Genomic DNA, 14497 nt, shown 5'->3' on the forward strand with positions numbered 1-14497 from the left:
CCTGTGATAGCGTCGCGCTCCTATCTGAGGAGTGCGCGCTTTCATGGCCCAAGGCCGGTTCCTGATGCCGAAAACCAGCATGCCCGGTGTCGTCGCCGTAGTGGCGGATAGCGATCGTTCTTTTCCACGCCATATGCATGATCAATTCGGTATCGGCGTCATCGAACGCGGCGCACAGAAATCGCTTTCCGGCCGTGGCATGGTGGAAGCGGCCTCCGGTCAGGTCATCACCGTCAATCCCGGCGAGATACATGACGGTATCCCGCTCGGGGAGGGCGGCCGCGCCTGGCGGATGCTCTATCTCGACATCGATATCGTGCGCGATGTCATTGCCGATGTCTGTGAGAAGGATCGCGGCTTTTTCGAATTCGCCTATCCTGTTGATGCAAGGCCTCTGGCGGAGCGGTTCAACGCTGTCTTTTCCGCCGTCACTGCAAATGAACGACCGGGCGAAACCCTGCACAGCGACGAGACCTTGCTGATGCTTCTGGCGGCTGCGATGGAGACGGCGGCTAAACCGCCCGTGGTGACCTCGCCCGACACCATCAGGCGCGCGAAAAGCAGCATCGATGACGACCCTGCCCACCCGTTCCGCCTTGCCGATCTGGCCGCGGAAGCCGGCATGAGCCAATTCCGTTTCCTGCGCGCCTTCGCAAAAGCAACCGGCCTGACGCCGCACAGCTATCTTCTCCAGCGGCGCGTCCATCTGGCCCGGCACGCGCTGGCCGGAGATACGCCGCCGGCCGAGGTTGCCTTCCTTGCCGGTTTTGCCGACCAGAGCCATCTGAACCGGGTATTCTTGCGCCAGTTCGGGGTGACGCCGGCGGTTTACCGGGCGGCGACGGGCGGCGGATCGTCGCTCTCTTCCGTCGTCATGCCGGACTAGATCCGGCATCCAGCCATGGCGCGCCCGCGCCGTGAAAGAAGTCTTTCGTGGTCAAGGACTTGACCACGCTGGATCCCGGCTCGGGGGCCGGGGTGACGGTGTGCGGATTTGGCCCTGCAATTTCATCCAAGACAACGATCCTACGCACCCTCATGCTCCTGCCCTTCACCCACAGGAGAGACCCACCATGACACCCGAATTCCTCATCACATCCTTCATCGTTGCCGCCTCTCCGGGCACCGGCGTGGTATACACGCTGGCTGCCGGCCTTTCGCAGGGGGCGCGGGCGAGCGTCATTGCGGCCTTCGGCTGCACGCTCGGTACCGTGCCGCATCTGCTCGCCGCCATCACCGGTCTTGCCGCCATCCTGCACACCAGTGCGCTGGCCTTTAGCGTGGTCAAATATCTGGGGGTCGCCTATCTGCTCTACATGGCGTGGAACACGCTGCAGGAGAATGGCGCGCTGAAGATCGATGAGACGAGGCAGCCGCAAAAAGCCGCCCGCGTCATCGGTGAGGCGATCCTCATCAATTTGCTGAATCCTAAACTGTCGATCTTCTTTTTTGCCTTCCTGCCGCAGTTCATCGCGCCGGATGAAGCTTTGCCGACATGGCGCATGGTCGATCTCGGGCTGATCTTCATGGCTATGACGTTTCTGGTCTTTGCGCTTTACGGCTGTTTTGCCGCCTCGGTCCGGTGGCAGGTGGTGTCACGCCCGGCGGTCCTCGCCTGGCTGAGACGCAGCTTCGCCGCCGCATTCGTGGCGCTGGGGGCGAAGCTGGCCTTGACCGAGCGATAAGGGGGGACCAAACGGCCCCGTCGCCTCAGTTGTCCCAGTCGGGCGCGAGGTGGCCGGGGCTGACAATGCGGCCATTTGGCTTTGCCAGCGCATGGATTGCCTGCATTTCTTCTTCCGAGAGCGCAAAATCGAAAATATCGAAATTCTCCTTGAGGCGGCTTTCCGTCGCCGTCTTGGAAAGCGCCACGATATCCGGTTGCTGCACCGCCCAGCGAAGGGCTACCTGCGCGGCGGTCTTGCCGTGTTTCGCGCCGATATCCTTCAGAACAGGGTCGTTCGGCACCTTGCCGTCGGCCATCAGGTAATAGGCTGTCACCGACATGCCGTGCTTGCGCGCAGCCGCAATCACCTTCGTCTGGTCGAGATAGGGGTGATATTCGATCTGGTTGGTGGCAAGCGGCGTGTCGGACAGTTTCACCGCCTCTTCGGTCAGCGCCACGTTAAAGTTGGAAATGCCGATATTGCGCGCCTTTCCGGCCTTGCGCACCGCGTTCAGCGCGCCCATGCGCTCGGCAAGCGGCACATCGCTCTTTGGCCAGTGCAGCAGCAAAAGGTCAACATAGTCGGTCTTCAGCTTTGCAAGACTCTCATCAAGGGAAGCGAGAAAATCGTCGTGGCGATAGCGGTCCACCCAGACCTTTGTGGTCAGGAATATATCGTGCCGGGAAATGCCCGACTTGGCGATGACTTCGCCCACGGCCCCTTCGTTCTTGTAGATCTGCGCGGTATCGACATGGCGGAAACCGAGCTTCAGCGCCTCCGGCAGAATGCGCCTGACATCGTCTTCCGGAATGCGGAAGGTGCCGAAACCGAGGGCGGGAATGTTCGCGCCATTTGCGCTGACGTCATACATGGGATGTCTCTCCTGTTTGCTGAAACATGGCCGGCGCGGGACGCCGGGCAGGGAAGCCGTCTTTCATTAACTGGTATCCGCACGATCGGTTTCAACCCGGCGACGCCAGTCACATCAGCACGTAATCCACCGGACGCGGATCGGCCGGCAGGTCGGTATCGCCGATCGCCTCGCGCAGATTGATCTCGATTGTGGTGGCAAGGGCATTGATCGGCAGCGCGTTGAGGCCGGTGCCGAAGGGGTCCTCCAGCTCGTCGGACAGCGCATCGAGGCCGAAAAACGTATAGGCGATCAACGTACTCGTGAAAGGCGTCGCCCAGCCGAGCAGATCGGTGAAACCGAACGGCAGGAGAAGGCAGAAAAGATGCGCGGTCCGGTGCAGCAGCAGCGAATAACCGAAAGGAACCGGCGTGTGGCGAATGCGCTCGCACGAAGCCTGTGCGGCGCCCATCTGCTGCACGGTCGCATCCAGCATCTGCAACTGTATATCGCTGATCTGGCCTTTGCCATGAGCGGAGACGATGGCGCCGGAGATTTCGCGCAGCAGCATGTCCGGCCTGTTGCGGCTGCGGGCATAGGTCTGCGAAAGGTCCTCCGGAATGAGGTCGGTGGTGACCGTCGCATTCGCCGGACGCAGATGTGAGACCAGCGCGTGACAGAAGGCGATGACAAGATCGGTGATCCGTCTGCGGGTGACGGGATCGGCCACATCCTGCCGGCCTTCCAGCATCACGGTCTGGCGCGAGAGCGTGCGGGCCACGGTAATCAGCGCGCCCCACTGCTTGCGGGCTTCCCACCAGCGATCGTAACAGGCATTGGCGCGAAAACCGAGAAACACCGAAAGCGCGATGCCGAGCAGCGAGAACGGCGCTCCATTTAGCGCCGGCACCAGATCCGGGCGATCCTTGTGCGCCCAGACCACCAGCGTCGACAGCAGGAAAACCGCAAGCACCTGCGGAAAGATGCGGACGATGATGGAGCCGCGCACGATGAGGAAAAGCTGCAGCAGGTTCGGTTTTGGACGAACGATCATGGTGGAAACTCGAAATGCCTGTGGCGGGTGGGGGCGCGTGAAAATCCCTACCCTTATCTACATGCTGGCTACGCGGCCTTGTCCACCCTTTTTTGCGTGGTTGCGCACGGCCGCTGGCAGCGCTACGCGTCTATCGCGGGCATCGTCAATAGATGATCCGACCGTGCGGGGTGGAAGGAAATGTCGCGTGTCACGTTCACAACGGCTTCTTGATCTGTTGCAGATTCTTCGTTCCCACCGCATGCCGGTGAGTGGTGCAGCCCTTGCCGCGAAGACCGGCGTCAGCCTGCGCACGCTCTACCGTGATATAGCAACGCTTCAGGCGCAGGGCGCCGATATCGAGGGCGAAGCGGGCGTGGGTTATGTGCTGCGTCCCGGTTTCCTGCTGCCGCCGTTGATGTTTTCCCAGCACGAAATCGAGGCGCTGGTGCTCGGCTCGCGCTGGGTGGCGGGCCGCGCCGATGCCGGATTGGCGGAGGCTGCGCGCGCCGCACTCGTCAAGATCGGCGCCGTTCTGCCCGAAGCCCTGCGGGAGGAACTCGATCATTCCACCCTGCTTGTCGGTCCGGGGCAGGGGCTTGCGGCCATCCATGTCGATCTGGCGGCCATTCGCGATACGATTCGCAGGGAAAGCAGGGTCGTCATCACCTATCGCGACGAAAAGGGGGACGTGACGGAGCGGGTTATCTGGCCTTTCGCACTCGCTTTTTTCGATCTGGTGCGGGTGGTGCTGGGCTGGTGCGAGACACGGCAGGACTACCGCAGTTTCCGGGCTGACCGCATCGAAAGCTTTCGTCCCCTCGACGGCCGTTATCCGCGCCGCCGCCAGGTGCTGCTGAAAGAATGGCGCGAACGGGAAAAACAGCGGCGGCGGCAACATGCTGACAAAAACTGACAGCATCGGGGTCTAGAAACCGTTCATCCGCAACACAGGAGAACAACCATGACCCACCCCGATTTCACCATTCTTTACGTCGATAATCAGCAGGCCAGCACCGAGTTCTACAAGGCCCTGCTGGGCGTCGATCCCGTCGAAGCCTCCCCGACATTTTCCCTCTTCGTCCTTGCCAACGGCATGAAGCTCGGCCTCTGGTCGCGGCACACGGTGGAACCGAAGGCATCCGTTACGGGCGGCGGCGTCGAACTCGCCTTCCGCGTCGAAAACGACCTTCAGGTGGAAGAGACTTTCGCGAGCTGGAAGGCAAGAGGCGTCGCCATGCTGCAGCAGCCAGCGAAAATGGAGTTCGGTTATACCTTCACGGCCGCCGACCCGGACAGCCATCGCCTCCGGGTCTATGCCTTTGCGAGCTGATGACAAGCGGTTTGGCCGGGTTGGTCAAATAAAGCCATCCTCGTCCATGCACGCGGTATTCCGCACGCTCCTGCTCCGCACTCTCCTCATCCCTGTGCTTGTCACAGGAATCCAGTCGACGCGCGTCTGCGCGGCGGGGAGAGCCCTGTCAGCCCAAGGACTTGGGCTGGCTGGATTCCTGGGACAGGCACAGGAATGAGGGCGGTGGGGAGGCGTCCGCGTGTGACAATCGCACGTCGCATCTGATGCCCTACGTCTTGACCGCCACGACAAAAAGGCGGGGAAACCGCAGAAGCAACCGGCCATCCGCCATCGGCGGATAGGCCTCCCTGATACGCCGCGTATAGTCGGCGAGGAAGGCTTCGCGGTTCTCCTCGCCGGCGGCGGCGAGATAGGGGCGCAGCCCCGTGCCCTTCACCCATTCGACGATGCTATCCGCATCTTTCATCGGGTGATTATAGATCGTGTGCCACACATCCACCCGCACGGATTTCGGTGAAAGCGCGTTGAAATAATCCGAAGGTGCGGGCAGGGGTTTGCGCCGCAACCGGCCATCGGAAAAAGTCTGCTTCCATGGGCCTTCGTCACCTGTCTCATGCATCGCGATATGCGTCGGCTCCTGCAGATTGTCAGGCATCTGCACGGCCAGAACGCCGCCGCTTTCCAGCTGGTCCATCAGCTGCGAAAGAATGGCGAGATGATCCGGCACCCACTGGAAAACGGCATTGGCGTAAAGCAGGTCTGCCTTCTGCGCAGGTTTCCAATGCGCGAGGTCGGCCTTGCCGAAGCGGGTGGTCGGCAGCCGGTCTGCTGCCTTCGCCAGCATATCATCATCGCTATCAATACCGGTGATGACATTGACGCCGTAACGGTCGGTCAGAAGCTCGGTCGAATTGCCGGGACCGCAACCGAGGTCATAGCCGTTCAGCACCCGCTCCAGCGGCACCTGGGCCAGGAGATCCCGCGCCGGGCGCGTCCGCTCGTCTTCGAATTTCAGATATTGCTGTGCGGACCATGCCATGATTTTTCTCCTGCGGACTGCCGTCAGATCGTCAGCATCGCATGGGCGAAATCGCCCCGCCATCATTCAATCGATGAATTATTGTGATGAATCTATTCACCAACCTTTTGTTTCGCCTCATAAAACATCCTGCCGGGGCCGCTGCTTTGTTATTTTCCATCAAAATCAGAAATCGCGGCAATTAAAACTTGACCTCATTGAGGGAGAGGCATTCACTCCGGCCGATTTCCCGCACATGCCAGGTTGCGCGCGCACAGCGTTCCTCATCCGGCAATGCATCAGAACAAAAAGACGGAGCGTTTTTTACCGAACGGAAACGCTCGAGACAGGAGACCATCATGAGCGTCGATACCGCACCCCGATCAACCACCTGGACCTATGTTGACGGTCAATGGCTGCCTGGCAATCCGCCGCTCATCGGGCCAACCTCGCATGCCATGTGGCTGGCCTCTACGGTATTCGATGGTGCACGCTGGTTCGATGGCGTCGCGCCTGATCTTGATCTGCACTGCCAGCGCGTCAATCGCTCTGCCGTCAACATGGGCATGAAGCCGACCATGACCGCCGAGGAAATCGAGGCCCTGGCGCTCGAAGGCGTGAAGAAATTCGACGGCAAGATGGCGATCTACATCAAGCCTATGTACTGGGCCGAACACGGCATGCCCGGCAGCGTCGTTGCACCGGATGCCAGTTCCACCCGGTTTGCGCTCTGCCTTTTTGAAGCGCCGATGGACGCCGGCAAGCCGCTGACGCTCACCGTCTCGCCGCTGCGCCGCCCCTCGCCGGAAACGGCAATGACGGACGCGAAGGCAGGCAGCCTTTATCCGAATAGCGGCCGCGCGATTCTGGAAGCGCGCTCACGCGGTTTCGACAACGCCCTGATGCGGGACATGAACGGCAATGTCGCGGAATCAGCCTCCGCCAACATCTTCATGGTCAAGGACGGCGTCGTTCTCACGCCGGTCCCGAACCGTACCTTCCTTGCCGGCATCACCCGTTCACGCGTGATCGGTCTTCTGCGCCAGGCCGGTTTTGACGTGCGGGAAGCGACGCTTTCGGTTGAGGATTTCCGTGAGGCCGACGAAATCTTCTGCTCCGGCAACTATTCCAAGGTTTCGCCTGTCGTGAAGCTCGACGACCGCGAGCTGCAGGCCGGCCCGGTCGCCCGCAAGGCGCTTGATCTTTACATGGAATGGGCACGTCTCGGCGCAGACGTCTGAATTCTGCATCTATTCGCGTGAAACGGCCATGACAGACATTCGTTCGGTCATGGCCATTTTTTTGCGATGCAAAAAAACCCTGAAAACAGGGGGTAATTTAATCCAATTTTAGAAAACAGAATTGTAGCTTGCGACATCTTCACTTCCGGGCAGCGGGGGCCGCCAGATGTCTTTCAGCATTCGAAATGTACTTGTAGGTTTTTTTCTCACCATCAGCCTTGCACTTGCCGGTTTGGTCGGCAACGAAGCCTGGCGCTCGGTCAATCGTGCCAGCGCCTTTTCTGAGGTTGCGCAGCTTGTCGCGCTCGACAAGCTTCTCTTCAACGCGCTTCTGAATTTCCGCAGTGAGCGTGGCGACAGCGCCACCGCGCTCACCGTCGATCCTTCGAAATCCGCGGGCAGCGTCGCCAGCGTGCAGGCGGCGCGTCAGAAGGTGGATGCCGCCATGACGGCCTTTATCGCGCAGTCTCCGTCGATTGCAGATGCGAAGCTCCAGGGGCCGCTCAAGCGCGTGAGCGATGTCTACGCACAGTTCGTCGACCTGCGAAAGAAGGTGGACGCCAATATTTCCCAGCCGCTTGATCGGCGCGAAAACGGCCTCGACAAGACCGTGATGACGCTGGGCGCCGATTTCCTTGCGTCTCTCGAAGCCGGCTCGACTGCGCTGGAAGGCGCCGTCCGTTCGCTGGATCAGGGCCAGACAGGCCTCATTCAGCTGCGATCCTACGGCTGGTCCGCCCGCGCGCTTGGTGGCAGCGCCACCGTTGTCCTCAACGCTGCTGTGGCGCAGAACCGTCCTCTTACCGCCCAGGAAATGCAGCAGCTCGGCGCCTTCGATGCCGGCGCGGCTTTCGCGTGGAAAGCAACGGGCGATCTCGTGGCGCATGAATCGGCGCCGCAATCGCTCAAGGACATCTACGCCACTGCGGACAAGACCTATTTCAAGGGCGATTTCAACGCCCAGCGAACCAAGCTCATCGAAGATCTGAACAATGGCCGCACGCCGTCCTTTACCATGGATAGCTGGCGCACCACCGTCACGGAAAATCTCGGCACGATTGCCAAGATCGCTTCTGCCGCCATGGACGTGCTGGATGCCAACGCCGAGAAGGCGAAACAGGAAGCCTTCACCGATGCGGTGATCTTTCTCGCGGTCTTCGTGGTCACGCTCGCCCTCTGCATTGTCTCGCTCGCCGTCATCGTCGGCCGCGTCACCCGGCCGATCAGCCGGCTGACCAATGCCATGATGGCACTGTCGGGCGGCAATCTCGCAATCGATATCGCTGGCGCAAAACGCGGTGACGAGATCGGCGAGATGGCCCGGGCCGTGGAAGTTTTCCGTGAGGCCGCCATCCGCAATCGGCAGCTGGAGGCGGATGCCGTCGCAAACCGGGAACAGGCCGAACGCGACCGCATCGAGCTGCAGCAGCGTGCCGAGGCCGAAGCCGAAGCACGGCTCAACCAGGCGACGGGTTCGCTGGCAGGAGGCCTGCGCCGCCTCGCCTCGGGCGATATGCTCTGCGAGATCGCCACGCCATTCGCGCCGCAGTTCGAGGCGCTACGGCACGATTTCAACAGCTCCGTGCACCAGCTTCGCGAAGCGCTGACCAGCGTCGGCCAGTCCGTGCAAACGGTGAATGGCGGCGCACACGAGGTGTCGTCGGCATCCGACGATCTTTCCCGCCGCACCGAACAGCAGGCCGCCTCCCTGGAAGAGACAGCCGCCGCGCTGGAAGAGATCACCGCCAACGTGTCCGCCACGTCCAAACGCGCCGGCGAAGCGCGCGACACGGTACGGGAAGCGCGGACGAAGGCCGATCTTTCCGGCAAGGTGGTGCGCGATGCCGTTGCCGCCATGGAACGCATCGAACATTCCTCGCGTCAGATCGGTCAGATCATCGGCGTGATCGATGAGATCGCCTTCCAGACCAACCTTCTGGCGCTGAATGCCGGCGTTGAAGCGGCGAGGGCGGGCGATGCCGGCAAGGGCTTTGCCGTCGTTGCACAGGAGGTGCGCGAACTGGCGCAGCGCTCGGCCAATGCGGCCAAGGAAATCAAGCAGCTCATCAATACGTCAGCCGTTGCGGTGGGCGAAGGCGTGAAGCTGGTGGCCGATACCGGCGTCGGGCTTTCCGAGATCGAGCAGCTGGTGCTCTCCGTCAACAGCCACATGGACGCCATCGCCACGGCGGCGCAGGAACAGTCGGCCGGCCTTTCCGAGGTCAACACCGCCGTCAACCACATGGATCAGGCCACGCAGCAGAATGCCGCCATGGTCGAGGAAATGAATGCGGCCGGTGCGGGGCTCGCACAGGAATGCGCCAACCTCCAGGCGCTGCTGGCGCAGTTCCAGCTCGGCCACCAGACCTCGGCCCTGCGGGAGACGGCGAGACAGATGCAGCGCGCTGCAAGCCCGGCCCCTGCGCCGGTCACCTCCGCCCCGAAAGCCCGCCCGATCGCTGCACGTGGCAATGCGGCACTGGCCGTGAAGGGTGACGACTGGACGGAGTTCTGAGAACGAAACTCGTGGACCGAATGTGTGGGTGGAGGCTTGGTTATGGGCTCCGTCACCCCGGACTGGATCCGGGGTCCAGCGCGATCAAGTCCTTGATCGCGAAAAACTCTCTTCACGGCGCAGACGCGCCGTGGCTGGATGCCGGATCCAGTCCGGCATGACGGATGAGAGAGTACGGTTCCATGTCGTCAACAGGTCGAAGCCGGCCCTCGCAACCGGCGCGGACTTCACCTTTTCCGCACATCCGGCAGTGCTGCGGCAAGCGCCCGCAGCGGCGCAGTCATGTGTTTGTCGCGCCGCATCGCGAGAGCGATCCGGCGTTCGAGCGGCGGATTGAGTGAGCGCCATTGCAGCCCCGATGGAGTGGCGTCCTGTTCCACTGCCATGCGTGGAACGATGGCAAGGCCAAGCCCGGCGCCTGCAAGTTTCTTGATGGCTTCCACGCTGCCGAGTTCCATCGTCGGCTGCACGGCACGACCGCTTGCAGCGAACCATTGATCCACCAGCCTGCGCGTATTGCCGCCCTCGTAGAGCAACAGCGGCTTGGTCGAGAGCACATCTGCGGTGAGCAGCCCTGTGTCCGCGATCATATCTTTCGGGAAGACGGCGACCAGCTCATCGAAATGGATATCGCTGATATCGAGGCTGCGGCCGCTGGCGGGCAGGGCCACCACGGCGGCGTCGATCGTGTTGGCCTCCAGAAGCCGCAGGATATCGTGGGTATTGCCCGTCTGCACCACGATCTCGATGCCGGGCATGGCTGCGCGAATACGCCCCAGAACCGGCGGCAGGAGATAGATGCAGGCGGTGGCGCCCGTGCCGATGCGCAGGCGTCCCGTCACCCCGCTGCGATGCGGCGCGACCGTATCGATGGCGTGCGCCACCTCTTCTGCAATCCGCCTTGCATGAATGAGGAAGTCGCGGCCCGCCGCCGTCGGCTGGGCGCGCCTGCCTACCCTCTCGATCAGCCGCACGCCCAGCTGTTTTTCAAGCAGCCTTATGTGCAGGCTGATGGCCGGCTGCGTCACTCCGGCCTTGTCGGCGGCGGCGGAAAAGCTGCCGAGATCGGCCACATCCATGAAACTTCGCACTTGCCGAAGGTCGAGATCCATCATCAAAGAAAACCTTATCGATTGTATAAGTCAGATAATCTTTATTTTGGCTGCGCCGCAATGCACAATGACGGCGTGAATGATCCGCAGGACAAGAGAATGACCCTTTCCACCGTTTCCAGCCTTCTGATCCGCCCCTGTGAAGAGGCGGATATCCCAGCCATTACCGAAATTTACCGGGACGCCGTTTTGCATGGCCGCGCCAGCTTCGAGATCGATCCGCCAACGGCGGAAACGATGGCTGAGCGCCGCCGCCTTCTGGTGGAGGGCAATTTCCCCTATCTCGTCGCTGAGCGTGACGGCAAGGTGGCGGGATATGCCTATGCCGGGGCTTATCGCGCCCGCCCGGCCTATGGCGCGACGGTTGAGGATTCCGTTTACATCGACCCTTCGATGAAAGGCATGGGTATTGGCCGCAAGCTGCTCGACGCGCTCATCAAGGAGGCGACCGTGCGCGGCTTCCGGCAGATGATCGCCGTCATCGGTGACAGCGCAAATGCGGCTTCGGTCGGCGTGCATCGCGCCGCCGGTTTCGAGCACGTCGGAACCTTCAAATCCATCGGCTGGAAACACGGTCAATGGCTGGACACGGTGCTGATGCAGCGCGCACTGGGCGAAGGCGATACCACGCCGCGTTTTTGACCCGCGTCAGGGCTTGGTGGAGCCGGGAATTTCCACCTTCAGCGTATCGCCGGCAAGTTCGCTGCCGAGTTCCACGGCCTTTGTCTTCTTGTCATAGACGCAGATATGGCTGACCGTCACATCCGCGCCCTTTGCCCTGCCGGTCAGGATGGCAAGACCGTAATTCTCGCTGCCAACGGGATCGACGACCGCCTTGGCGTCGTCGATCATGTCTCCGGCTGCGGCAAGACAGGCAGTCTGCACATCCGCCACGAATTCCTTCCACGCATCGTCCGAAGATGCGGACGCAGGCAGGACAGCCGACGAGACGGCAACAAGAAGGGCGGCTGTGTGGATCATCGGGCGTATCATGGAATTTCCTTCCTACAATCTCGATCAAAAGCGAACCGATAGGGTGGAAAACGGTACGCCAGCGGTGTGAAACAAATATGGTGGCGGCCGGCGCGAGAGGAATTTTCTCTTTTGGCGGAACATTTTGATAATTCACAGGTTGCCCAAACAGAGCTTCGCTCCTATGGTCCGCTCACACGGTTTCTAGGAGCGGTAACGCGCTGCAAAAAGGAGTAAAAACCATGGCCTTCGAACTTCCCGAACTCCCCTACGACTACGACGCGCTTGCACCTTACATGTCGCGCGAGACGCTCGAGTTCCATCACGACAAGCACCACAAGGCATATGTCGACAACGGCAACAAGCTTGCAGCTGAAGCCGGTCTTTCCGACCTGTCGCTCGAAGAAGTCGTGAAGAAGTCCTTTGGCACCAATGCCGGTCTCTTCAACAATGCGGCCCAGCACTACAACCACGTTCATTTCTGGAAGTGGATGAAGAAGGGCGGCGGCGGCAACAAGCTGCCGGGCAAGCTTGAGCAGGCAATTGCCTCCGATCTCGGCGGTTACGACAAGTTCAAGGCCGATTTCATCGCAGCCGGCACCACGCAGTTCGGCTCCGGCTGGGCGTGGCTGTCCGTCAAGAACGGCAAGCTAGAAATCTCCAAGACCCCGAACGGCGAAAACCCGCTGGTTCACGGTGCAGAACCGATCCTCGGCGTCGACGTATGGGAACACTCCTACTACATCGACTACCGCAACCTGCGTCCGAAGTACCTCGAAGCCTTCGTCGATAACCTCATCAACTGGGACTACGTCCTGGAGCGTTACGAAGCAGCTGCCAAGTAAGGCTTGCGACAAGCGTGGTTGCTGATCGAGGCAGCCACCTCTTGCGCGACGTCATCCTCGGCCTTGTGCCGAGGATCCGCGGATGTTCCCTGAAACGGGATGTCAGCAGATGCGCCGGGACAGGCCCGAGCATGGCGACGGAAAGCTTGCGGAACCACCTATTGAACACCCGGCTCTCAGGCCGGGTGTTTTGCTTTGGAGCATATTCTGCTCGTGTCACAAGCCTGTCATCCGCCGGGTTTATCGCGGCGCATCATGACTGAAAAAACAACTCCTCTCTTCTCCTTCGGCATAGTCGCCGATCCCCAATATGCCGATATCGATCCGCGTCCCGAGATGGGCCGTCATTATCGCGAAAGTCCCAAAAAGCTCGCGGAGGCGGTGGATGCCTTCAATCGCGAAGATCTGGCCTTCGTCGTGACGCTGGGCGACATCATCGATCGCGGTTTTGAAAATTTCGATGCGATTCTTGCCGTTTACGACCGGCTTCGCCACCGCTCGCTCCTGCTGCCGGGCAATCACGATTTCGCCGTTGCCGCCGAGCATTTGCCTGGCGTCCACGCCCGCCTCGGCATGGCCGCCGCCTGGCATGATTTTACCGTCGGCGGCATTCGCTTCGCCGTGCTTGATGGCAACGACGTCAGCCTTTTCGCCCCACCGGTTGGGGATCCGCGTCGCACCCTTGCTGCCGAGCGGCTGAAGCGCCTCTCGGAAGTAGGCGCCATCAACGCGCAGGACTGGAACGCCTCGCTTGGCGACGAGCAGTTCGACTGGCTGCGGGCGGTTCTGCAAAAGGCGGATGCGGCGGGCGAAAGAGTCATCGTGCTGTGCCACTACCCTGTCTATCCGGAAAACGCTCATAACATGTGGGACGCGCCGCGCATCCTTGATCTTCTCAACGCCCATACTTGCGCCATCGCATGGTTCAACGGCCATAACCATGAGGGCAATTACGGCGTATCGGGCAATACACATTTCGTGAATTTCAAGGGCATGGTCGACACGCCCGACCAGAACACCTTCGCCATCGCCGATGTCTTTGCCGACCGAATCGCCATTCGCGGTTTCGGGCGGGAGGAGGATCGCCTCTTATGGCTGTGAGTAAGGGATGGCCGGCTGGTTGCTCTGCCAGCCGGCCATCCACAATTGCCGCAGCTTCTCGCCTTCGAGCTTGAAGAAACTGCCGGTCGCCCGGCAGCTCTGCACCCGGTCCGAGCGGAAATTGCGGATCGCCTGCCGCAGCTCGCACCAGGCGACAATATTCACTGTTTCGGAATAGTAGATCACCGCGATTGGCCGAACCCGCCGCCGCGTTTCCGCGCCGGCTTCATCGCGATAGATGATTTCCAGCGTCTCCTCGTCGCGCACCGCACGCCTGACCGTCGAGAGATCAAGTCCTGCCGGTGCCGGCGCGATGCTGCCCCAGGCGTGGAGGGCATTGGCGGAAAGGGTCTTTGACAGCGGTTCGGGCAGAGACGCGGCAATCTTGTCGCTCGCCTTCTTCGCGGCCCGGCGCAATTCCATATCGCCGGTGCGGTCGACCATGGCGAGCGCCAGCACGATTGCCTCGGTTTCCTCGATGGAAAACATCAGTGGCGGCAGGTTGAAACCGGGCCGGAGAATATACCCCACGCCGCGTTCCCCTGCGATGGGCACACGCATGGTCTGAAGCGCTGCCATATCGCGATAGACCGAGCGCACTGTTGTCTCCAGCATGTCGGCAATCGTCTGCGCGGTCACCGGGCGGCGCGCCAGCCGCAAAATCTGGATGATCTCGAACAGTCTTGAGGCCTTGCGCATTGCCGTCTTCCCGATGGATTTTCCCACGCAACTGACACAACGCTGTCAGTTGGCGTTCCCTATAAACGGAAAAATACATTGAGAAACATGGGGTTTCTCGAATGCACCTCTATCCGGTATGAAAGATAC

General features: G+C 61.1%; 15 protein-coding genes. 9 read left to right on the forward strand and 6 right to left on the reverse strand.

From position 1 onward, the window contains the following. The first annotated feature begins 43 nt into the window (after positions 1-43). Together BTN45_RS02445 and BTN45_RS02450 are read left to right on the forward strand one after the other, a co-directional pair. On the forward strand, positions 44-886 hold the full coding sequence (locus BTN45_RS02445) for an AraC family transcriptional regulator (protein WP_207588804.1): 843 nt from the start codon (positions 44-46) through the stop codon (positions 884-886). 187 nt (positions 887-1073) lie between these two features. Further along, a complete protein-coding gene (locus tag BTN45_RS02450; RefSeq protein ID WP_207588806.1) occupies positions 1074-1685 on the forward strand; it encodes a LysE family translocator in 612 nt (203 codons plus the stop codon). A 25-nt stretch (positions 1686-1710) separates the two neighbouring features. Here the strand turns inward: BTN45_RS02450 and BTN45_RS02455 are convergent, their stop codons facing one another. Further along, complete coding sequence (locus tag BTN45_RS02455; protein WP_207588808.1) at positions 1711-2538, reverse strand: aldo/keto reductase; 828 nt, start codon at positions 2536-2538, stop codon at positions 1711-1713. Positions 2539-2647: 109 nt separating this feature from the next. Further along, on the reverse strand, positions 2648-3571 hold the full coding sequence (locus BTN45_RS02460; protein WP_207588810.1) for a bestrophin family protein: 924 nt from the start codon (positions 3569-3571) through the stop codon (positions 2648-2650). A gap of 187 nt (positions 3572-3758) precedes the next feature. On the opposite strand from BTN45_RS02460, the gene BTN45_RS02465 reads away from it, so the two are divergent. Both BTN45_RS02465 and BTN45_RS02470 read left to right on the forward strand, forming a co-directional pair. Then, a complete protein-coding gene (locus BTN45_RS02465; protein WP_060942517.1) occupies positions 3759-4466 on the forward strand; it encodes a YafY family protein in 708 nt (235 codons plus the stop codon). 48 nt (positions 4467-4514) lie between these two features. Further along, the gene (locus BTN45_RS02470; RefSeq protein ID WP_207588813.1) at positions 4515-4883 is read left to right on the forward strand and encodes a VOC family protein; all 369 of its coding nucleotides are present in this window, start codon (positions 4515-4517) and stop codon (positions 4881-4883) included. Positions 4884-5133: 250 nt separating this feature from the next. Here BTN45_RS02470 and tam read toward each other — a convergent pair whose 3' ends face one another. Continuing rightward, the gene (gene tam, locus BTN45_RS02475) at positions 5134-5904 is read right to left on the reverse strand and encodes a trans-aconitate 2-methyltransferase (protein ID WP_004440553.1); all 771 of its coding nucleotides are present in this window, start codon (positions 5902-5904) and stop codon (positions 5134-5136) included. 338 nt (positions 5905-6242) lie between these two features. Between tam and BTN45_RS02480 the strand changes: the two genes are divergently transcribed. Both BTN45_RS02480 and BTN45_RS02485 read left to right on the forward strand, forming a co-directional pair. Then, entirely contained in the window at positions 6243-7124 is an 882-nt protein-coding gene (locus BTN45_RS02480) for a branched-chain amino acid aminotransferase (RefSeq protein WP_004440555.1), read from the forward strand. Positions 7125-7290: 166 nt separating this feature from the next. Beyond that, positions 7291-9639: a methyl-accepting chemotaxis protein gene (locus tag BTN45_RS02485; RefSeq protein ID WP_034495901.1), complete on the forward strand. Its 2349-nt coding sequence runs from the start codon at positions 7291-7293 to the stop codon at positions 9637-9639. Between the two features lie 227 nt (positions 9640-9866). On the opposite strand, the gene BTN45_RS02490 is transcribed toward BTN45_RS02485, so the two are convergent. After that, positions 9867-10754: a LysR family transcriptional regulator gene (locus BTN45_RS02490; protein WP_153776729.1), complete on the reverse strand. Its 888-nt coding sequence runs from the start codon at positions 10752-10754 to the stop codon at positions 9867-9869. A gap of 96 nt (positions 10755-10850) precedes the next feature. Here BTN45_RS02490 and BTN45_RS02495 point away from each other — a divergent pair, with 96 nt between their 5' ends. Beyond that, a complete protein-coding gene (locus BTN45_RS02495; protein ID WP_022555811.1) occupies positions 10851-11393 on the forward strand; it encodes a GNAT family N-acetyltransferase in 543 nt (180 codons plus the stop codon). Positions 11394-11399: 6 nt separating this feature from the next. Here the strand turns inward: BTN45_RS02495 and BTN45_RS02500 are convergent, their stop codons facing one another. Further along, positions 11400-11744, reverse strand: a complete 345-nt coding sequence (locus tag BTN45_RS02500; RefSeq protein WP_004440563.1) for a hypothetical protein — start codon at positions 11742-11744, stop codon at positions 11400-11402. 221 nt (positions 11745-11965) lie between these two features. Between BTN45_RS02500 and BTN45_RS02505 the strand changes: the two genes are divergently transcribed. Next, entirely contained in the window at positions 11966-12568 is a 603-nt protein-coding gene (locus BTN45_RS02505; RefSeq protein ID WP_006700042.1) for a superoxide dismutase, read from the forward strand. A 255-nt stretch (positions 12569-12823) separates the two neighbouring features. Then, positions 12824-13669 carry a metallophosphoesterase gene (locus BTN45_RS02510; protein ID WP_207588815.1) on the forward strand — a complete coding sequence of 282 codons (846 nt, stop codon included), beginning with the start codon at positions 12824-12826 and terminating at the stop codon, positions 13667-13669. Here BTN45_RS02510 and BTN45_RS02515 read toward each other — a convergent pair. Beyond that, positions 13658-14368 carry a YafY family protein gene (locus BTN45_RS02515; protein WP_207588817.1) on the reverse strand — a complete coding sequence of 237 codons (711 nt, stop codon included), beginning with the start codon at positions 14366-14368 and terminating at the stop codon, positions 13658-13660. The two genes, BTN45_RS02510 and BTN45_RS02515, sit on opposite strands and share 12 nt — an antisense overlap. Between the last annotated feature and the right edge of the window lie 129 nt (positions 14369-14497).

The organism is Rhizobium sp. ZX09 (assembly GCF_017357485.1).
GTDB classification, from domain to species: domain Bacteria; phylum Pseudomonadota; class Alphaproteobacteria; order Rhizobiales; family Rhizobiaceae; genus Agrobacterium; species Agrobacterium pusense.

What these genes read in the sequence shown, in the direction of transcription:
- BTN45_RS02450 (WP_207588806.1), top strand. Translation starts at nt 1,074, where the DNA reads ATGACACCCGAATTCCTCATCACATCCTTCATCGTTGCCGCCTCTCCG.
- BTN45_RS02480 (WP_004440555.1), top strand. Translation starts at nt 6,243, where the DNA reads ATGAGCGTCGATACCGCACCCCGATCAACCACCTGGACCTATGTTGAC.
- BTN45_RS02470 (WP_207588813.1), top strand. Translation starts at nt 4,515, where the DNA reads ATGACCCACCCCGATTTCACCATTCTTTACGTCGATAATCAGCAGGCC.
- BTN45_RS02460 (WP_207588810.1), bottom strand. Translation starts at nt 3,571, where the DNA reads ATGATCGTTCGTCCAAAACCGAACCTGCTGCAGCTTTTCCTCATCGTG.
- tam (WP_004440553.1), bottom strand. Translation starts at nt 5,904, where the DNA reads ATGGCATGGTCCGCACAGCAATATCTGAAATTCGAAGACGAGCGGACG.
- BTN45_RS02490 (WP_153776729.1), bottom strand. Translation starts at nt 10,754, where the DNA reads ATGATGGATCTCGACCTTCGGCAAGTGCGAAGTTTCATGGATGTGGCC.
- BTN45_RS02495 (WP_022555811.1), top strand. Translation starts at nt 10,851, where the DNA reads ATGACCCTTTCCACCGTTTCCAGCCTTCTGATCCGCCCCTGTGAAGAG.
- BTN45_RS02445 (WP_207588804.1), top strand. Translation starts at nt 44, where the DNA reads ATGGCCCAAGGCCGGTTCCTGATGCCGAAAACCAGCATGCCCGGTGTC.
- BTN45_RS02500 (WP_004440563.1), bottom strand. Translation starts at nt 11,744, where the DNA reads ATGATACGCCCGATGATCCACACAGCCGCCCTTCTTGTTGCCGTCTCG.
- BTN45_RS02455 (WP_207588808.1), bottom strand. Translation starts at nt 2,538, where the DNA reads ATGTATGACGTCAGCGCAAATGGCGCGAACATTCCCGCCCTCGGTTTC.
- BTN45_RS02485 (WP_034495901.1), top strand. Translation starts at nt 7,291, where the DNA reads ATGTCTTTCAGCATTCGAAATGTACTTGTAGGTTTTTTTCTCACCATC.
- BTN45_RS02510 (WP_207588815.1), top strand. Translation starts at nt 12,824, where the DNA reads ATGACTGAAAAAACAACTCCTCTCTTCTCCTTCGGCATAGTCGCCGAT.
- BTN45_RS02515 (WP_207588817.1), bottom strand. Translation starts at nt 14,368, where the DNA reads ATGCGCAAGGCCTCAAGACTGTTCGAGATCATCCAGATTTTGCGGCTG.
- BTN45_RS02505 (WP_006700042.1), top strand. Translation starts at nt 11,966, where the DNA reads ATGGCCTTCGAACTTCCCGAACTCCCCTACGACTACGACGCGCTTGCA.